Origin of the sequence: Acinetobacter sp. AC1-2, from assembly GCF_016124155.1 — a bacterium.
GTDB lineage: Bacteria > Pseudomonadota > Gammaproteobacteria > Pseudomonadales > Moraxellaceae > Acinetobacter > Acinetobacter calcoaceticus.
On record NZ_JABFFO010000001.1, the window covers coordinates 540,031 to 558,989 of the forward strand.

At 38.8% G+C, this 18,959-nt stretch carries 18 protein-coding genes; 5 read left to right on the forward strand and 13 right to left on the reverse strand.

What is annotated here, in order from left to right; all coding sequences use genetic code 11:
• Nucleotides 1-373 precede the first annotated feature (373 nt).
• On the reverse strand, nt 374-1,381 hold the full coding sequence (locus HL290_RS02495; RefSeq protein WP_003652496.1) for a helix-turn-helix transcriptional regulator: 1,008 nt from the start codon (nt 1,379-1,381) through the stop codon (nt 374-376).
• A 227-nt stretch (nt 1,382-1,608) separates the two neighbouring features.
• On the opposite strand from HL290_RS02495, the gene HL290_RS02500 reads away from it, so the two are divergent.
• Genes HL290_RS02500 through HL290_RS02515 form a run of 4 tightly spaced genes read left to right on the forward strand, consistent with a single transcriptional unit; the run spans nt 1,609 to nt 5,311 of the window.
• Nucleotides 1,609-3,159, forward strand: a complete 1,551-nt coding sequence (locus HL290_RS02500; protein WP_198495493.1) for a circularly permuted type 2 ATP-grasp protein — start codon at nt 1,609-1,611, stop codon at nt 3,157-3,159.
• A 22-nt stretch (nt 3,160-3,181) separates the two neighbouring features.
• Nucleotides 3,182-3,778, forward strand: coding sequence for an alpha-E domain-containing protein (locus HL290_RS02505; RefSeq protein WP_004643332.1), 597 nt, complete (start codon nt 3,182-3,184; stop codon nt 3,776-3,778).
• A 2-nt stretch (nt 3,779-3,780) separates the two neighbouring features.
• Nucleotides 3,781-4,560 carry a transglutaminase family protein gene (locus HL290_RS02510; RefSeq protein WP_004643331.1) on the forward strand — a complete coding sequence of 260 codons (780 nt, stop codon included), beginning with the start codon at nt 3,781-3,783 and terminating at the stop codon, nt 4,558-4,560.
• A 16-nt stretch (nt 4,561-4,576) separates the two neighbouring features.
• Nucleotides 4,577-5,311 (forward strand): proteasome-type protease, encoded by a 735-nt coding sequence (locus tag HL290_RS02515; RefSeq protein WP_004643330.1) that lies wholly within the window; start codon nt 4,577-4,579, stop codon nt 5,309-5,311.
• Between the two features lie 56 nt (nt 5,312-5,367).
• On the opposite strand, the gene alr is transcribed toward HL290_RS02515, so the two are convergent.
• The 12 genes from alr to ppsA form a co-directional block, all read right to left on the reverse strand.
• A complete protein-coding gene (alr, locus tag HL290_RS02520; RefSeq protein ID WP_198495494.1) occupies nt 5,368-6,438 on the reverse strand; it encodes an alanine racemase in 1,071 nt (356 codons plus the stop codon).
• Between the two features lie 32 nt (nt 6,439-6,470).
• On the reverse strand, nt 6,471-7,916 hold the full coding sequence (gene dnaB / locus HL290_RS02525; protein ID WP_003652486.1) for a replicative DNA helicase: 1,446 nt from the start codon (nt 7,914-7,916) through the stop codon (nt 6,471-6,473).
• Nucleotides 7,917-8,113: 197 nt separating this feature from the next.
• Nucleotides 8,114-8,560, reverse strand: a complete 447-nt coding sequence (gene rplI, locus HL290_RS02530) for a 50S ribosomal protein L9 (RefSeq protein ID WP_003652485.1) — start codon at nt 8,558-8,560, stop codon at nt 8,114-8,116.
• 8 nt (nt 8,561-8,568) lie between these two features.
• The gene (rpsR, locus tag HL290_RS02535) at nt 8,569-8,796 is read right to left on the reverse strand and encodes a 30S ribosomal protein S18 (RefSeq protein ID WP_003652483.1); all 228 of its coding nucleotides are present in this window, start codon (nt 8,794-8,796) and stop codon (nt 8,569-8,571) included.
• 11 nt (nt 8,797-8,807) lie between these two features.
• Nucleotides 8,808-9,191 (reverse strand): 30S ribosomal protein S6, encoded by a 384-nt coding sequence (gene rpsF, locus HL290_RS02540; RefSeq protein WP_003652481.1) that lies wholly within the window; start codon nt 9,189-9,191, stop codon nt 8,808-8,810.
• 184 nt (nt 9,192-9,375) lie between these two features.
• Nucleotides 9,376-10,254, reverse strand: a complete 879-nt coding sequence (cyoE, locus tag HL290_RS02545; RefSeq protein ID WP_005039591.1) for a heme o synthase — start codon at nt 10,252-10,254, stop codon at nt 9,376-9,378.
• A gap of 10 nt (nt 10,255-10,264) precedes the next feature.
• On the reverse strand, nt 10,265-10,594 hold the full coding sequence (locus HL290_RS02550) for a cytochrome o ubiquinol oxidase subunit IV (protein ID WP_004643325.1): 330 nt from the start codon (nt 10,592-10,594) through the stop codon (nt 10,265-10,267).
• Nucleotides 10,594-11,214 (reverse strand): cytochrome o ubiquinol oxidase subunit III, encoded by a 621-nt coding sequence (cyoC, locus tag HL290_RS02555; RefSeq protein ID WP_004643324.1) that lies wholly within the window; start codon nt 11,212-11,214, stop codon nt 10,594-10,596. The genes HL290_RS02550 and cyoC overlap by 1 nt, the downstream gene beginning before the upstream one ends.
• 4 nt (nt 11,215-11,218) lie before the next feature.
• Complete coding sequence (cyoB, locus tag HL290_RS02560) at nt 11,219-13,210, reverse strand: cytochrome o ubiquinol oxidase subunit I (protein WP_003652474.1); 1,992 nt, start codon at nt 13,208-13,210, stop codon at nt 11,219-11,221.
• A gap of 3 nt (nt 13,211-13,213) precedes the next feature.
• Nucleotides 13,214-14,248 carry a ubiquinol oxidase subunit II gene (gene cyoA / locus HL290_RS02565; RefSeq protein WP_003652473.1) on the reverse strand — a complete coding sequence of 345 codons (1,035 nt, stop codon included), beginning with the start codon at nt 14,246-14,248 and terminating at the stop codon, nt 13,214-13,216.
• Nucleotides 14,249-14,564: 316 nt separating this feature from the next.
• Complete coding sequence (locus HL290_RS02570; RefSeq protein ID WP_198079875.1) at nt 14,565-15,320, reverse strand: RDD family protein; 756 nt, start codon at nt 15,318-15,320, stop codon at nt 14,565-14,567.
• Between the two features lie 64 nt (nt 15,321-15,384).
• A complete protein-coding gene (ppsA, locus tag HL290_RS02575; RefSeq protein ID WP_170834047.1) occupies nt 15,385-17,772 on the reverse strand; it encodes a phosphoenolpyruvate synthase in 2,388 nt (795 codons plus the stop codon).
• Nucleotides 17,773-17,919: 147 nt separating this feature from the next.
• Here ppsA and HL290_RS02580 point away from each other — a divergent pair, with 147 nt between their 5' ends.
• On the forward strand, nt 17,920-18,756 hold the full coding sequence (locus HL290_RS02580; RefSeq protein ID WP_003652470.1) for a pyruvate, water dikinase regulatory protein: 837 nt from the start codon (nt 17,920-17,922) through the stop codon (nt 18,754-18,756).
• Nucleotides 18,757-18,959: the final 203 nt, after the last annotated feature.

Sequence of the window (18,959 nt, forward strand, 5' to 3'; positions counted from 1 at the left end):
TTTAAATGCAAAAAAGCCCAGTTAAGACTGGGCTTTTTTATTTTCTGTTCAAAAATATATGAAAACTTCCTAAGGAAGAAAATAGATTTCGCTTCCTTTTTTTCTTATTTCACATATTTCAAGCAGCCAGTTATATTAAATTCACGTTCAAACAAGAGGGCTTTAACCATGACAATGAAATCAATTCGCTACAATAGAGATGAAATGGCATGCCAATGCTTATGTTCAAAATAGCGCAAAAGAAAGAGCAGGTCAGTTTTGTAGGGGGAGAACACATTGATCTGAAAACAAGTATAAATATAAGAGCCAATATAAAATTAAGAAAATTATAATTCAAAATCCAAAGAGAACCTTATGGTTCTCTTTTTTATATCTATTTATTCTCAGACTCAATTTCTCGTACAGCATTGTGTACTTGAATAGGCTCGATATGCAGTAACTTCTTGCCAAAACTACGCAACCACCACACCAGTTGAGATGTAAAAGGTACGGTCGCCGTAACTTCTACGATATTTTCTTCAAGTGGAATTATAGTTTGGTCCTTACTTAACTGACTTTCATAGAAAGTTCTAGCAGTTTGCTCTGTCATGGTTAATGTGAGTTGAATTGACTCAGTTGGTTGCTTGTAGTCCACTCTAAAGCCTAAAGCGCCTGAATCGATATAATGATCAATATCAAAATTGACAGGATGCAGTGCTCGACTATCTAAGACTTTTGCTGATTTAAAACGGTGCAAGGCAAACGTTTGAACTTCAGTTTTATCATGTCGTGTGCAAATTAAATAAATTACCGCACCTTTTTGTACCAAAGCCAAAGGATTTAAAATATAAGTTTTATCCTCGCCCTGATTGACTCGTGCTCGATAAATACATTCTATTTGTTTGTCTTGGAGTAGACCTTCATAAATTGCTTGTTGGGCATTTCGGTCTACTACAGGAGGAATAAGAGGTTGGCTTGCTGGTACGATGCGTACTCGGTTAATCCACTGCCTAACATTATTTTGTGTAGAGAGACTGCGTTTAGCCAAATCAAACCAAGGCCCCATCTCATCAAGCAGACTTGGTGGAAGTAAGTGTTTAAGATGCTCCTCAACCATCATAAATGTTACTGCCTGAGAGCTAGTCATGTGCGGTAAGCTCTGAATAGGCGCATCGGATTGCCATCGCCAGCCCTGAGGTACGGCTTTATTGCTTTCAATTGGAAAGCGCTGAGCAATTTGATTTAAATCACGCTGAATTGTCCTTAAACTGATATCAATACCTTCACGTTCAAGCATTTCTTGTAACTCCCGCGTCCCGATCCACTTACCGGTAGGGAGGCGAGATAAAATCTGCCATTGGCGATATAAACTATTTGAAGTTTCTTTTTCTATTACAGACATAAGCGTAATACATCTATATCCAACTGCTTTGGTGTCAACACAATAAAAAATCTTTACACATTTAGCAAGTTTGTCAGATTCGGTTTATAGGTCCTTTTACAATCAATGTTAAGATTTAGAAGAAGAAAGTTATAACAAAGCACCGTAAAAATATTAAAGATATATAAATGGCACTGAAATTGCTTATTTAAAAATGAAATATAGATAAATGATAAGACGAGGTGGTTATGTCAGAACAAGAGCATGAATTACATATAGATAATGATTTTTTTATACAAGAGCAGTCAACTAAGGCGATCATTAACTCAACCTCTTTTTTAGAACATATTTCCGTACAAACCAATCTATTTGAGCAGCTAAAATCACAGTTTTTTAATGAGATGCTTGATGATGTAACATCAAATGGTGCGGCTTCTAAAAAAATTGAGCAATGGTTGAGTATCCGTACTTTAGATGAATTAAAAGAATTGAATGCTCAAGCGAAGCAACATTTTCTTTATCACGGCATTACTTTTAACGTATATGGTGATAAAGAAGGTGCAGAGCGAACAATTCCTTTTGATTTAATTCCAAGGGTCATTGAGAAAAAACAGTGGGAGAAAATAGCTTCGGGCTGTGCACAGCGCGTTAAAGCTTTAAATTACTTTTTAGATGATATTTATCATGGACAACATATTTTAAAAGAACAGCTCGTTCCCGAAGAGCAAATTATGGGAAATGATGCTTTTCAGCCACATATGCTTAAACATTCTCTGAAAGGTAAAATTTATTCACAAATTAGTGGAATTGATATTATCCGTGATGGTGACGGAGAATTTTTTGTATTAGAGGATAATTTAAGAACACCTTCTGGCGTGTCTTATATGATCGAAAGCCGAAAAATTAGCCAAGAATTGATGCCGGAGCTATGTGCAACCAATAATTTACAGGGAATTGAGCATTATCCAAAACTTTTAAAAGAAATATTGCAGGAGAATTCACCTGCGGACAGACCTTTTATTGTGGTGCTAACACCGGGACGTTTTAACAGTGCTTACTATGAGCATGCTTTTTTAGCACGTGAAATGGAGGTGCCACTGGTTACAAATCGGGATTTATTTGTAGAAAATGATCAAGTTTTTGTCAAAACCATTCGTGGGCGTCAAAAAGTAGACGTAATTTATCGCCGTTTAGATGATGATTTTCTGGATCCGTTAGCATTTCGACCAGACAGTGCTTTAGGTGTAGCAGGCCTTATGTCTGCTTATTTGCAAAAAAATGTTGTTATTGCAAATGCGCCTGGAACAGGTGTGGCTGATGATAAATCTATTTATCCTTATGTGGATCAAATGATTCAATATTATTTGGGTGAAACACCAATTCTAAAAAATGTACCTACTTACCAGTGCCGTAAAGATGAACACTTAGATTATGTACTTTCTAATCTGGACCAGTTAGTCGTTAAAGAAGCACAGGGTTCAGGTGGTTATGGCATGTTAATTGGGCCTAAAGCAAGTTCGTGTGAAATTGATGACTTTAGAAAAAAATTGATCGCCACACCTCATATGTACATTGCACAACCTACCTTGGCCTTATCTGTTGCTCCAACTTTAACTACATCTGGGGTAGCTGAACGTCATATTGACTTACGTCCATTTGTATTGAGTTCACCTTATCGTACAGAAATAGTGCCGGGTGGCTTAACGCGAGTGGCCATGCAGGCTGGCTCCTTAGTCGTAAATTCGTCCCAAGGTGGCGGCATAAAAGATACATGGGTTGTCGAAACATTACATTCCTAATTGTGGGTTAAAGAGGAACTTTATGGTTTTACTCAATTCGAGTGCGCATCAAATATATTGGTTGGGTCGATATTTAATGCGAGTTAAATTTGCAGCCTCTCATTTACCCTTTACACAAGATGAGAAAGCAACAAAATTTGCAGCAGCATTTGGTTTGGTAATAGAAAATGCTGAATTACTAAATCACTATATGTTAGACAAGAAGCAAACATTTTCATTACTGAACCAGCTCGTTATTGCTAAAGATAATATTCAGGAACTAAGAGGTATATTGTCATCAAATGCTTATGCAGAATTAAATAATGTTATTAACACGCTTCAAGCCCAACCTGAGGCTCTGAGAAAAGCTGTTGAACAATGTACTCATATACTAGAAGCGGAGAATGACGATGTTTGTTTATTTCTGCATTTAGGTCAAAAAATAGAGCAATTTGATATAGAACTACGTTTTGGGCAAGATTTATCAGGCCTTGTATCAGAGCTAGATGTTGTGGTGCAACAGCTTGTTAGCTTAGGTTGGGAGAATATAGATCAAAATTGGCAAGTACTAAAGCATCAGCTAACGTGGGACGCTTATTATACTTTTACACAGCAGCTGGAAAATATGTTTGAGGTCTGATTATGAAATTGATGGTTAATCATCAAACGCATTATAGCTATACTGAAACTGCTCAAAACAGTATTCAGTATATTAAAATGATGCCTCAAACATCACCGCATCAACATGTTATGAATTGGGCGATTAGCGTGCCGGGTGACAAAACGATAAAAAGGGACATATTTAACAATGTATGGATGACAGCTAGCCAGCGTTATCAATACCAACATCTTACATTTATGGCTCAAGGAATCATTGAACTTCAAAATGTAGAGCTAGGTTGTGTAAATCTATCTACACCGACAAATTTGTTTTTGCAGATGACAAGTGCAACCCGATGTGATTTGGCAATGTTGGACTTTGCTAAAAATATTGTGGTGGTCAAAGACCGACAGCATATTGCATTATTAAGTGAACATATTTTGCAGAAAATACTCTATCAGCCTGAAAGTACTTCGGTTCAGACAACTGCAACTGAAGCATTTCACGCTGGACAGGGTGTATGCCAAGATCATGCTCATGTTTTAATTGCGATGTGTCGTGCGCTACAATTACCGGCACGTTATGTTTCTGGTTATCTATTTGATCAAAACTATCCGCACCTTGCCAGTCACGCTTGGGCGGAAGTATTTTTAGAAAATCAGTGGTATTGTTTTGATGTAAGCAATCAGTTGTTTACACCCAAACATCATATCTACCTTGCAGTAGGCCGTGACTATCTTGATGTGGCACCAATTCGTGGTGTAAGAGAGCAAGGTGGGGTAGAAAACATGATGTCTGTGGTTCAGGTGTTGGCATGTTGAATGTAAAGAGAATGAAATGACCTATTGTTGTGCGCTTAGATTGGAACAAGGTTTAGTGTTTATTAGTGACACGAGAACTAATGCAGGAGTTGATCATATTTCTGTGTTCCGAAAATTGCATACTTTCGGCGTTACCGGAGAGCGTTTCATGGCCTTACAAACAGCAGGTAATTTGGCGACAACACAAGCTGTTATAGGTCATTTGCAAAATGCTCTCACTTTGCAGCAAGAACCTAACTTATATAGTGTCAATACGATGTTTGAGGCGGCTGAACTGATTGGTAAAACCTTAAAAAGTGTTTTAGAAGATATTAGTTCAGACACTCAAGAACAAATGAATTATGCGTGTAGTATTTTAATAGGTGGGCAAATTAAAGGCGGTGAAATGCAGCTTTATAATATTTATCCGCAAGGTAATTTTATTTGTGCAACTACGGATACACCCTATTTTCAAATAGGAGAAAGCAAATACGGAAAACCTATTTTGGATCGTGCTCTGTATTATGCGATGCCGCTAGATGATGCATTACGTTGTAGCCTGATTTCTTTTGATTCAACCTTGCGCTCAAATGTTTCTGTTGGCTTGCCGCTTGATGCATTGGTTTACAATAAAGATAGTTTCATTATTCCGGTGGGTAAACGAATTACCGAAGATGATCCGTATTTTTCACAAATTAGTAAACAATGGTCCGATACTTTACGCCGTGGTTTGCAAGAATTGCCAAAACCGACTGATGATTACTGGCGATAAAATTTTTAAAAGCTAAAAAAATCCAAGCATGCTTGGATTTTTTTATATTTTATTATTTAACTGCTTTTACGAATAGGGCGATTACTTAAGCGACAGAGTAATTCATATCCTATCGTTCCGTTTGCATCGGCGACATCATCAACTAAGCGGTGTGCTCCCCAAAGTTCGACTTGAGAACCTAATTTAACTTGAATAGCTGTAACGTCAATTGCAAGCATATCCATGCTGACTCTGCCGACTACAGGACATAATTGCCCATTAATCGCTACATAATTTTGTTTAATATAAGCTCTCGGGTATCCGTCACCATAGCCAATAGAAACTATTGCAATATCCATTTTTTGTTGCGCACAGAAGGTTGAACCATAACCTACATGTTCTCCAGCTTGAATATGATTCAATGCAATCACTTCTGCTGTAAAGGACATGACTGGTTTTAGGTCAAGATCATGTACTGTTTTATCTGCAAAAGGCGAAGCGCCGTAAAGCATAATGCCTGGGCGAACATAGTCAAAATGTAATTCTGGCCATTTATAAATAGCAGCAGAATTACAGCAAGATGCTAAAACTGGATCACAAGCTTGCTTAACCTGTAAAAATTGTTGTTTTTGTTGCTCGTTGAGGGGATGGTCCACATCTGCATTTGCGAAATGCATTGCCAGTACACAGGTAAAGCCTTCAGATTTTAAAGTTTTAATGACCTCAATAATTTCAGGAACTTTAAATCCTAAACGGTTCATGCCGCTATTGAGCTTAATCCAGACTTTTAGGCCTTGAGCGATGTATTCTTGCTTATGTTTAATTAACCATTCAAACTGCTGTTGATGGTGAATCACACATTCAAATTTTTGCTTAATTGCAATAGGCATTTCATCTTCAGAAAATGCCCCTTCAATTAAAGTAACAGGTTGTTGAAATCCAAGTTCGCGAATTTCTAAACCTTCTTGTAGGCAGGCGACACCAAAGGCATCTGAGGCATTTAAGGCTGCTAAACAGTCTTTGATTCCATGTCCGTAAGCATTAGCTTTCACCATACTTACAATTTTTGAATTTGCTGCGAGTTGTTTGACACGGTTTAAATTATATTGAAGCGCATGGCGATCAATATAAACTGTTGCTTGGCGCACCCTCATTTACTCCTTTGGGCTAGAGATAGAGTTTATTCTTCATCATCATATTGGCTGTAATACTCAGGAGAGAGATTACTAAATCGAGTATATTGACCTTCAAAGGCAAGACGAACTGAACCAATTGGACCGTTACGCTGTTTACCAATAATAATCTCTGCGGTACCGGCTTCTTTCGACTCTTTGTTATAAACCTCATCACGGTAAATAAACATAATCAAGTCGGCATCCTGCTCGATCGCACCAGATTCACGTAAGTCTGACATTACTGGGCGTTTATTTGGTCGGTTTTCCAGACTTCGGTTGAGCTGGGAAAGTGCGATAACAGGGCAGTGCATTTCTTTTGCTAAAGCTTTCAAGCTACGTGAAATTTCTGAAATCTCACCCACACGGTTATCACCCATGCCAGGAACTTTCATGAGCTGTAAATAATCGACCATGATACAGCCGATTTTACCATCATGCATTTTGGCAATGCGTCGAGCACGGGCACGAAGTTCCGTTGGAGGTAGGGCAGATGAGTCATCAATATACAAATGCATTTGTTGAAGCTGCAAAATTGTGCCAGTAACTTTGGTCCATTCATCCGCATCTAAGTTCCCCGAACGTAAATGTCCTTGGTGAACTTTACCCATTGCAGAAATAAGACGCATCGCAATTGAGTCTGCTGGCATCTCCATTGAGAATACCAGAGCGGGTAGCTTGTTATATTGTAGAACGCTTTCAACCAAATTCATGGCGAAAGTGGTTTTACCCATAGATGGACGTGCAGCAACAATAATTAAGTCACCAGCTTGCATACCAGATGTTTTATTATCAAGTTCTAAGAAGCCAGTGGTTAAACCAGTAATATTGCCATCAAGTTTTGAAAGCTCATCAAGTTTACTAATTACATCGGCAGTTACAGAGCTAATAGATTTAGGACCTGCATCTTTTTTATTGTTATTGTGCTGTTCTGCTAGAGAGAAAATACTGGTTTCTGCTAGATCTAGAATTTCACTAACACCTCGACCTTTCGTGTCATAAGCATTTTGTAAAATTTCAGTACTAACTTTGATCATACTACGAAGCGTAGAGAATTCTTTAATTTTGGTGGCATACGTTTCCAAGTTGTAGAAACTTGATGGTGAATCAGCCATAAGCTGCATTAAATATTCTTCGCCACCAATAGCATCAAGTAAATTTTGTTTTAAAAGCCAATCGTTAACTAAGACTGCATCATAAGGTGAATTTTCTTGTGCGAGTTTTTCGATCGCACGGTAAATATATTTATGGCGAGTCGCATAGAAATCATTTTCTTTTAACATGTCACTAACTTGCTCGAAAGATTCGGCAACTGTCATTAGTGCAGCAAGTACAGCTTGCTCAATGGCTAAATTGTGTGGGGGAGTGCGAAACTCTTTAAGTTGGCCTGATTCACTCGTCTTATTTTCTGTTGGAGATGAACGGGTTAAAGAACTGGCATTCGCCTGAGACATAATTAGACCTGATGATAAAGAAAGGTTACGCAAATAGCCTGTGAGGCCGAGAACTATCTTAAAACAAAATTAAATAAACTACCTAATTAAAAAACCAATTAAACTAAAGAACTGATCAGGAATTAATATATCTTATTTTAAAAATAGGGCACATAAAAAAAGAGCATGCAAAAGCATGCTCTTTTTTTGATGAGAAATTACTCAGATACGATAGTAACGAGAACTTCTGCAGCAACATCATGATGCAATTGGATTGCGATGTTGAATTCACCAGTGTGACGAAGCGCACCATTCGGTAAACGAACTTCTGCACGGTCAACTGTAAGACCAGCATTCGTTAAAGCGTCAGCGATGTCGCGAGTACCGATAGAACCGAAGAGTTTACCTTCGTCACCAGCTTTAGCAGTGATAACGATGTTAACTTCATTCAATTGTTCAGCACGTGCTTGAGCAGCAGCTAAAATTTCAGCTTCTTGCTTTTCAAGTTCAGCGCGACGAGCTTCGAAAGCAGCAGTGTTAGCTTCAGTAGCTGCAACTGCTTTACCTTGAGGGATAAGGAAGTTACGGCCGTAACCAGCTTTAACTGATACTTTATCGCCTAATTTACCAAGGTTTTTAATGCGTTGTAATAAGATAACGTCCACAGATCACCTCACTTATGGTTGTCAGTGTACGCAATCAAAGACAAGTAGCGAGCTTGCTTGATAGCAAGTGCTAATTGACGTTGATAACGAGCTTTAGTACCAGTGATACGGCTAGGAACAATCTTGCCGTTTTCAGTGATGTACTGTTTTAAAGTGTCGATATCTTTGTAGTCGATGTACACAACATTCTCAGCTGTAAAGCGGCAGAACTTGCGACGACGGTAAAAACGTGCCATTGATGTTCTCCTTATTCAGCTTCGTGAGTAACTTGCTGTGCTTCTTCGCGTTGAGCTTTACGCGCACGCTTTTCTTCAGCACTTTTAGCAAGCAATGACTCTTCAGTGATTGCGTGTTCACGACGGATGATAAGGTTACGAATGATCGCGTCGTTATAACGGAATAATTCTTCTAGCTCATCAAGCGTAGTTTGACCACATTCAACATTCATAAGAATGTAGTGTGCTTTGTGAATTTTGTTAATTGGGTAAGCCAATTGACGACGGCCCCAATCTTCTAAACGGTGAATTTGACCTTCAGCTTCTTTGATCTGAGAGATATAGCGTTCAACCATACCTACAACTTGATCGCTTTGATCTGGGTGTACTAAAAGTACGATTTCGTAATGACGCATTGTCAGCTCCTTACGGTTTAAACAGCCCCTAATAAATAAAAAATTAGAAGCAAGGAGTCATAACTTAATAAGTTATGTCGCAAAATTTGCGAAGGCTGAATTATAGGTAAAAATTCGACTAAAAACAAATTTTTTGATGAGAAAAGTAAAATTTCTTTACTATAAGGAGGAAATCCTCCCTTATTTAAAAGAGAGGAAGATTTGGAGCAGGGGATTGATAGGTAAAGCTAAAGCTCAAACTTAACAAGGTAATTAATATGACCGAGTAAAGGAAAAAACGTTTAGCCCAAAGTTGGTCATTTTCAGCTTTAAATCCAATAATTGATAAATATAACCAATATGCTGTTAATGCATTAAAGGTTACTAGAAAAAATATATTGGTATAGCCAAAACAATATAAACCATTCAATACGGCTGCAAACAACAGAATATAAATGACACACTCTACTTTCGTGCGATAAATAGAACGTGCAACTGGCAGAATGGGGATTCCCGCATTTTTGTAATCGTCAAAACGATAAATAGCAATTGCCCATGAATGTGGCATTTGCCATAGCGCATAAGCCAAAAACAAAAGTAAGGCGGCTACATCAAAATGATGAGTTACTGCTGTATAACCAATAACAGGAGGACTCGCTCCGGAAATACTACCAATTACGGTTTGATGGATTGAGGTACGTTTTGTCCACAAACTATAAAAACCGACATAGACAATAAAACCAATTATTGCAAACAAAAAAGCGTAAGCATTTACACCGAACCACAAAATACTAAAACCGATAAATCCCAGAACAAATGCATATATAAGTGCAACAGTAGGAGAGATGGTTTTTTTGACCAATGCACGGTTTTGCGTGCGCTGCATTTTGATATCGATATCTTGGTCTATAACATTATTTACAACACAACCAGAAGCTACAACTAAAGTTGTTCCAAGTAAGGTGAGTAGTAATAATAAGATGTCTATAGAGCCTTGGGCGGCTAAGAAAAAGCCGCCCAAGGTGGTAATGAAATTACCGAAGAGAATTCCTGGTTTAGTCAGGAATAGATATTTTTTCAACATGACAATCAGTTTAGATCATCATATTGTAGTGAAGGTAATTCATAATCCACACAGAACCGATTAAAAGTACAGCGATACATAAGATTGTGTAGATGAATGCAATCATATTCCAGCGTTGTTCAGATGATGTATTCATGTGTAGGAAGTACACAAGCTGTACAAGAACCTGAGCAACGGCAGCGATTGCAATTACTGTAACTAAGATGCCACGACTGAAACCACCCGCCATCACCATCCCGAACGGGATGATCGTGAGGATAACAGAAAGGATAAATCCAACAGTGTATTGCTTAAAGTTACCGTGTGACGCACCTGCAGCATTATGGTCATGACTACTCATTAGAGAACTCCCAGTAAGTAAACGACGCTGAATACACAGATCCAAACGATGTCAAGGAAGTGCCAGAACAAGCTTAAGCAAGCTAGACGACGTGTATTCGGTAATGTCAAACCTTTAGTTTTGATTTGATACATCAAGACCAACATCCACACTAAACCAGAAGTTACGTGGATACCGTGTGTACCAACCAAAGTAAAGAACGATGATAAGAATGCACTGTGAGTTGGACCATGACCTTCATGTACAAGGTGATGGAACTCATAAAGTTCCATTCCAATGAACGTTGCACCAAAAAGGAATGTAATAAATAACCAAGTGATGACTTGATTTACATTCTTTTTATAAGATGCAAGTACAGCAAAACCGAAAGTTACCGATGAAATCAATAAGGCAAATGTTTCAGTTAACACGTAGCCTAATGAGTCATGGAACAGGTCATATGCACTTGGAGTTCCTGGTGGAATATGACTGCTTAATACAGCGAACGCAATGAAGAGTGATCCGAAAAGAATCAAGTCACTCATCAAGTATGTCCAGAAACCAAAGACCGTTAAGTCGGTATCATCATGTTCATGATGACCATCGTGGCCGTGGTTGTCGTGATGAAGTACTTCAGCCATTTCCTTAGTCCTTCTTCAAGTGTTTTTCAAGTAAAGCATAGCGTTCGTTTTCAATACGCTCAACTTCAGCAGCCGGAACATAGTAATCAACATTCTTAGTGAATGAGCTTACGATCAAGCTAACAACAGCTGAAACGAATGAAACAACAACAAGCCACCAAATATGCCAAATGAGTGCAAAGCCAAGGATCGTAATGAACATTGCAATGACAAAACCAGCAGCACGATCAGTCGGCATGTGGATGTCTTCATATTTAGTGTTACGTGCGTATGCTACACCATTTTCTTTGTCAGTCCAGAAACGGTCAATACCGCTTGCATCTGGTTCATGCGCAAAGTTATAGAACGGAGCAGGGGAAGAAGTCGCCCATTCAAGCGTACGTGCATCCCATGGATCGCCTGTAAGGTCCATGTTGTCTTTGCGTTGTAAGAAACCAACAATGATTTGCATTAAGAAACATGCAATACCAATCGCAACGAGAACAGCACCAAATAATGCAATTGCAAGGTAAGGATCCCATTCTGGGTTGTCATATGTATTCAAACGACGAGTCATACCCATGAAACCAAGGATATAAAGTGGCATGAATGCAAAATAGAAACCGAAGAACCAGAACCAGAACGCAGCTTTACCCCATGCTTCATTGAGCTTCCAACCAAACATTTTTGGCCAGTAGTAAATGATGCCGGCAAACATACCAAACACCACACCGCCGATAATTACGTTATGGAAGTGAGCGATCAAGAATAATGAGTTGTGTACAAGGAAGTCCGCAGGTGGAACGGCCATAAGTACACCAGTTAAACCACCGATACCAAATGTTATAAGGAAGCCAAGCGTCCACAACATTGGAGTAGTAAAGGTGATGCGACCTTTATACATGGTGAATAACCAAGAGAAGATTTTCACACCAGTAGGAATCGCAATAACCATGGTCATGATACCGAAGAACGCGTTAACGTTCGCACCAGCACCCATGGTAAAGAAGTGGTGAAGCCATACAACGAACGCAAGAACAGTAATCGCGATAGTTGCATACACCATAGACTTGTAACCGAACAACGCTTTACGAGAGAAGGTTGCAACGATTTCTGAGTATAGACCAAATGCTGGTAATACTAAGATATATACTTCAGGGTGACCCCATGTCCAGATCAAGTTCACATAAAGCATTGGGCTACCGCCAAGCTCATTTGTGAAGAAATGGAAGCCGAAGTAACGGTCTAGAGTTAACATTGCAAGTGTACCTGTTAATACAGGGAACGATGCAATGATTAATACAGCCGTACAAAGTGAAGTCCACGTAAAAATAGGCATATCCATCAATTTCATGCCAGGTGCACGCATTTTGATGATGGTAACGAAGAAGTTAACACCAGATAAAAGCGTACCTAGACCAGAAACCTGAAGTGCCCAGATATAGTAGTCAACACCTACACCAGGAGAATATTGAATGCCAGACAGAGGAGGGTAAGCCATCCAGCCAGTCGCAGCAAATTCACCTAATACAAGTGAAAGCATCATCAAACCAGCAGCACCAGCGAATAACCAGAAGCTTAACGAGTTCAATAATGGGAATGCAACGTCACGAGCACCAATCTGTAAAGGTACAGAGATGTTCATCATACCAACAACGAGACCCATTGCTACGAAGAAGATCATGATTACACCGTGTGCGGTGAAGATCTGGTCGTAATGGTCTGGATGTAGATAACCTTCGCCGCCGCCTTTAGCGAGGAAAAGTTGTAGACGCATCATAATTGCATCGGCGAAACCACGCAAAAGCATGACCACAGATACAAGAATGTACATGATACCAATTTTTTTATGGTCTACCGTAATAAACCACTCATTCCACAAATATCCCCATTTTTTGAAATAGGTGATACCGCCAAGCACAACAATTGCACCAAGTGCCATAAGGACCATGGTGACAAGCACGATTGGCTCTGTCGGGATAGAGTCCCAACCCAGTTTACCAAAAATCATATCCATGTCTTATTCCCCTTGAGCAGCGTGTTCAGCTGTTGCATGCGCAGCAGAGTGGTCAACACCATGATAGTTACTCATATAATGGTTGATAATTGTTTCAAACAATTTTGGTTCAACTGAAGAGTAATAAGTCACAGGGTGTGGCTTAGTCGGGAACGGTTTCATAGCTTCAGCTTTAGCAAGCGCTTCTTCGTCACCAGCAGCTTTAGCACGATTTACTAAATGCTCGATTTGGTGCTTAGAACGATCGCCATCACGTAAGGTTGCTAATTCAGCTTGGTCAAGCGTAGTTTTTTGAACTGCTTCTGGATTAATAGTAGAACCATTACCTGCTTTTACAGCTGCTACCCATTCGTTGAACTGTTGCTCTGTAACACTATGCGCCTTGAAACGCATTTGAGAGAAACCGTAACCTGAGTAGTTAGAAGAGAAACCACGATATACGCCAGGTTCATTTGCTAACAAATGAAGATGAGTTTGCATACCTGCCATTGCATAAATCTGGCCGCCTAACTGTGGAATGAAGAATGAGTTCATTGTAAAGTTAGAAGTGATTTTAAAGCTTAACGGAGTTTTTTCAGGGAAACGTACTTCGTTAACTGTTGCAATGTTTTGTTCAGGATAAATAAAGATCCATTTAAACTGCTCAGCAACAACTTGAATAGTTAAAGGTGCTTTATCTGATTCTAAAGGACGGTATGGGTCATACTTGTGGGAACCCCACCAAGTTAACCAAGCTAAAATACCAATAATAATGACAGGGATACCCCATACTACAACTTCAATTGTAGTTGAGTGTGCCCATGTAGGTTTATAGTCTGCATCTTTATTTGACGCGCGATATTTCCAACCAAACCATAATGCCATGATGATTGAAGGAATCACCACAAGTAACATTAAATAGATCGCAGTCATCATAAGGTCACTTTGACCTTGACCAACTGGACCTTTAGAGTTTAGAAGTACCATATCACCACCACACCCAGTCAAAAGTGCGGCAAGCGTTGATAAAGACAATACAGCTAAAATCGTTTGTCTCATTTTACAACCTCGGTGAAGAGTCCCATTCCCTAATTAAATATGGGATAGCGATTAAAGTGTCGCATGATTGAGAACGCTAATCCTTAAATTTAGACTTCTCAATTATATGACACCGCTACGTTGTAGGGCATTATGCCTCATATCGACAAACTAAGCTATACATAAAGTAGCCTGAAATAATTGTTTTAAAACCCGATTTTTTTTGTAGGGTATCTAATCTCTATAGAGCTTTTATTTAAATATCAACTCTCTATAGAAAAAAGGAGGCGGGGTGCCTCCTTTTTTTTTAGACCTTAAATGAATGAGTCATTCGCTATCATTTGATCACTTTTGTTCTTGCAATTTTGTCATGTAGCGCTTGTCGCTTTTGCCCTAATGCAAAAGCATAGTCAATAATTGTACTAATAGGCATAAACAGCAAGTTGAGTATGATGAAAACAATGCTTCTTAATAAGAAGATGCGAGTTAAATTAACTTTACCATTGCTCTCGGCATCTACGATTTTAATTCCAACAATTTTCTTACCTATACTTTGCCCATATTTTGTTAAAAGAAAGGCTTGAATTGCAAGCATGATTACGACGTAAACAAGCATAGAATGCCAAGCTTCAATAGGAATTAAAGTAAAAAGTTGATGTTGTAGCTCTGCTGCTTTAGTTGAAGCAACTTCAGTTGATTGCATTTGTTTTTGCAACTCAAATAATTGCTTATACTGAGATTCATTAAAGAAAAAAGAAGGAATCGCAGCTATTGGTAACCAAAGTAATAAATCAATAATTTTTGCCAAAGCTCGAGATTGAATAGAGGCAAGTTCGTGAATTTTAGGCTCTACACGAATTTGACGAATCGTTTCATTAGGTGAGCTGTTGGTGTTTATGACAGGTGCAGAATAACCGATAGGTTGATATACAAGTTTACCTTGGGTTAATTCTCCTAAAGCTTTCCATTCTGTCATGCCTTCATGCCAAGCTAAATCAGTTAACAAAATTTGTTGGCTAGCCAACATTTGATTTACTTGCTCTAAGGTGTAAGGCCCAGCTTGTTGATTATTACGTGCCAAGTAAATTTGCATAAATAAAAATTCTCTGTTCTAAAGATGAAAAAAGACCCACGGATGGGCCTTTTTTTATAACATATTAGATTTGTTTGATTTTTTCTTCAGCAAGGAAGAACCATGTATCTAAAACTGAGTCTGGGTTAAGAGAAACAGACTCAATACCTTGTTCCATTAACCATTTTGCAAGATCGGGGTGATCTGAAGGACCTTGACCACAGATACCTACATATTTACCCGCTTTACGGCAGGCATGGATTGCCATTGAAAGAAGTGCTTTAACTGCTGCATCACGCTCATCGAATAGGTGTGAAACAATACCTGAGTCACGGTCAAGACCTAGTGTTAACTGAGTTAAATCATTCGAACCGATAGAGAAACCATCGAAATGCTCTAGGAATTGTTCAGCTAACAGGGCGTTAGTTGGTAATTCACACATCATGATTACTTTTAAGCCGTTCTCACCACGTCTCAAACCATTTTGTGCTAGTAACTCAATAACGCGTTTTGCTTCAGATACAGTACGTACAAAAGGAATCATGATTTGAATATTGGTTAGACCCATTTCATCACGAGCTTTCTTAAGTGCACGGCATTCTAATTCGAAACAGTCACGGAAGTTATCAGATACATAACGGCTTGCACCACGGAAACCGAGCATTGGGTTTTCTTCTTCAGGCTCGTATAACTTACCGCCAATCAAGTTTGCATATTCATTTGATTTGAAGTCAGACATACGAACAATAACTGGCTTGTCACCAAATGCAGCAGCAAGAGTCGCAATACCTTCAACCAATTTTTCAACATAGAAATCTACAGGTGAAGCATAACCAGCAGTACGAGTCAGAACTGCAGCACGAGTTTCACGAGGTAGGCTATCAATGTTGAGTAGCGCTTTAGGATGCACGCCGATCATACGGTTAATAATGAACTCAAGACGAGCAAGACCAATACCTTCATTTGGAATTTGAGCAAAGTCAAACGCGCGGTCTGGGTTACCTACGTTCATCATAATTTTGAACGAAAGCTTAGGCATAGATTCAATTGAGTTACGTTGAACTTCGAAATCTAAAGCGCCTTCGTAAATGAAGCCAGTGTCACCTTCAGCACAAGAAACAGTTACTTCTTGACCATCAGTCAATACTTCTGTTGCGTTACCACAGCCTACAATAGCGGGTACACCAAGTTCACGTGCAATAATTGCCGCGTGACATGTACGGCCACCACGGTTAGTAATAATTGCCGCGGCACGTTTCATTACCGGTTCCCAATCAGGGTCGGTCATATCTGATACAAGAACGTCGCCTTCTTGAACTTTGTCCATTTCTTTAATTGAGCTAATAATGCGGACTTTACCAGAACCAATACGTTGACCAATTGAACGACCTTCACAAAGAACAGTGCCTCTTTGTTTAAGAAGATAGCGCTCCATTGTGCCTACATTTTGACGGCTTTTTACAGTTTCAGGACGAGCTTGAACAATATAAATTTGACCATCATCGCCATCTTTTGCCCATTCGATATCCATTGGCGCACCGTAGTGCTGCTCAATAATAAGCGCTTGTTTAGCTAGCTCTTGTAACTCATGATCATTTAAAGCAAATTGTTGGCGCTCTTGTTTCTCAACATCAACAACTACAACAGATTTACCAGCAGAACCTTCTTCACCATAAATCATTTTCTGGTGTTTTGAACCAAGGTTACGGCGTAAAACTGAATGTCTACCTGCATTTAATAGTGGTTTAGATAAGTAAAATTCATCTGGGTTAACTGCACCCTGTACAACCATTTCACCTAAACCATAAGATGCTGTGATAAACACAACTTCGCGGAAACCAGACTCGGTATCAAGTGTAAACATTACACCCGCAGCGCCAGTTTCAGAGCGAACCATACGCTGAACGCCTGCAGAAAGTGCAACGACGTCATGATCAAAACCTTGATGTACACGGTAAGAAATTGCACGGTCATTATATAAAGAAGCAAATACTTCTTTAATCGCAATAAGAACGTTATCAATACCGCGAATATTCAAGAAAGTTTCTTGCTGACCTGCGAATGAAGCATCTGGTAAATCTTCAGCAGTTGCAGATGAACGAACGGCAACCGCGATTTCTGGGTTGCCGTTAGAAAGTGTTGTAAAAGCGGCGCGAATTTCTTGTTCTAGGCTTGCAGTGAGTGGAGTCTCTACAATCCATTGACGAATTTTAGCACCTGTTTCTGCAAGAGCATTTACGTCATCAACATTGAGTTGAGCAAGTTCTGCTTGAATTCGAGCGTTAAGACCGCTTTGATCTAAGAACTCACGATAGGCATCAGCAGTAGTTGCAAAACCGCCTGGTACCGATACACCAGCATTTGCTAAATGACTGATCATTTCACCCAAAGATGAGTTTTTCCCACCTACGAGTTCGACATCGTGTTTCCCTAATTTTTCTAGACCGATTACGCGCGCTTCCAAAGTTTTCACTCCACTTTTGCAGTATTAATGTCTATCTTGGCATGAAATTATAAAAATAAAGTGCTTAGTTGAGAATTATACTAAGCGACAGTCATGTAAGATCAGTTTACTATAAAGATTATATAGTACTAAGACAAATGTTTAAGGAGAATTTTAATGTCAGAAAGTAAACAATTTAAGCGAAGCGTTTTTTTTATTTCTGATGGAACTGCAATTACTGCAGAGACTCTTGGACATTCGTTATTAGCACAATTTCCCAATGTAGATTTTGATATTCATATCATGCCGTATATTGCAACCGAAGAGGCTGCAATGGAGATTGTAGTCGAGATTAATCGATGTCAAACCAAAGATGGTTGTCTGCCTTTAGTATTTGATACTTTAGTTGATCCACATGTGCGAGAAATCATTAATACTGCTAAAGCAGTTAATCTTGATGTATTTGAAGGTTTAATCAGTAAATTAGAACAAGAACTAGGTACGCCACCCACCACATTAGTTGGACAGACACATGCCGTGACTGATTCTGAGTCTTATAAAGCCCGTATTGATGCTGTTCATTTTGCGCTTGATAATGATGATGGAGCGCGTACTCGCCATTACGATAAAGCCGATTTAATCTTAATTGGAGTTTCTCGTTCGGGTAAAACGCCGACCTCTATTTACTTGTCTCTTCAATTCGGTATCCGTGTTGCAAACTATCCATTAACAGAAGAAGATTTGGATGATAACCGTTTACCAGCAGTACTAAGACCACATCGTAATAAATTGTTTGGTTTAATGATTGATGCTGAGCGATTAGTTGCGATTCGTAGTGAGCGTAAGGCTAATAGTCGTTATGCAAGTTTTAGTCAATGCCAAATGGAACTTAGAGCAATTGAAGGAATCTATATTTCAGAAGGGATTAAATATTTAAATGTGACTGAAATGTCGATTGAAGAAATTTCAACGCGTGTTTTGCAGATGACAGGATTAAAACGTCGTATTGGTTAATTTAATCAACTGCTTATTTTAACCATTCGATTTATGTATATTAATTTATAAATAAATTGAGTGGTTTTTAAAAATATAAATACAATAAAAATAAAAGTTTTAAATATAAAACCAAACATTATTAAATGTTTTTATTGGTTACAAACCTGTACTTATTTTGCAATTCATTTGTAAATTTAAATAATACTATTGAAAAGAAGTGT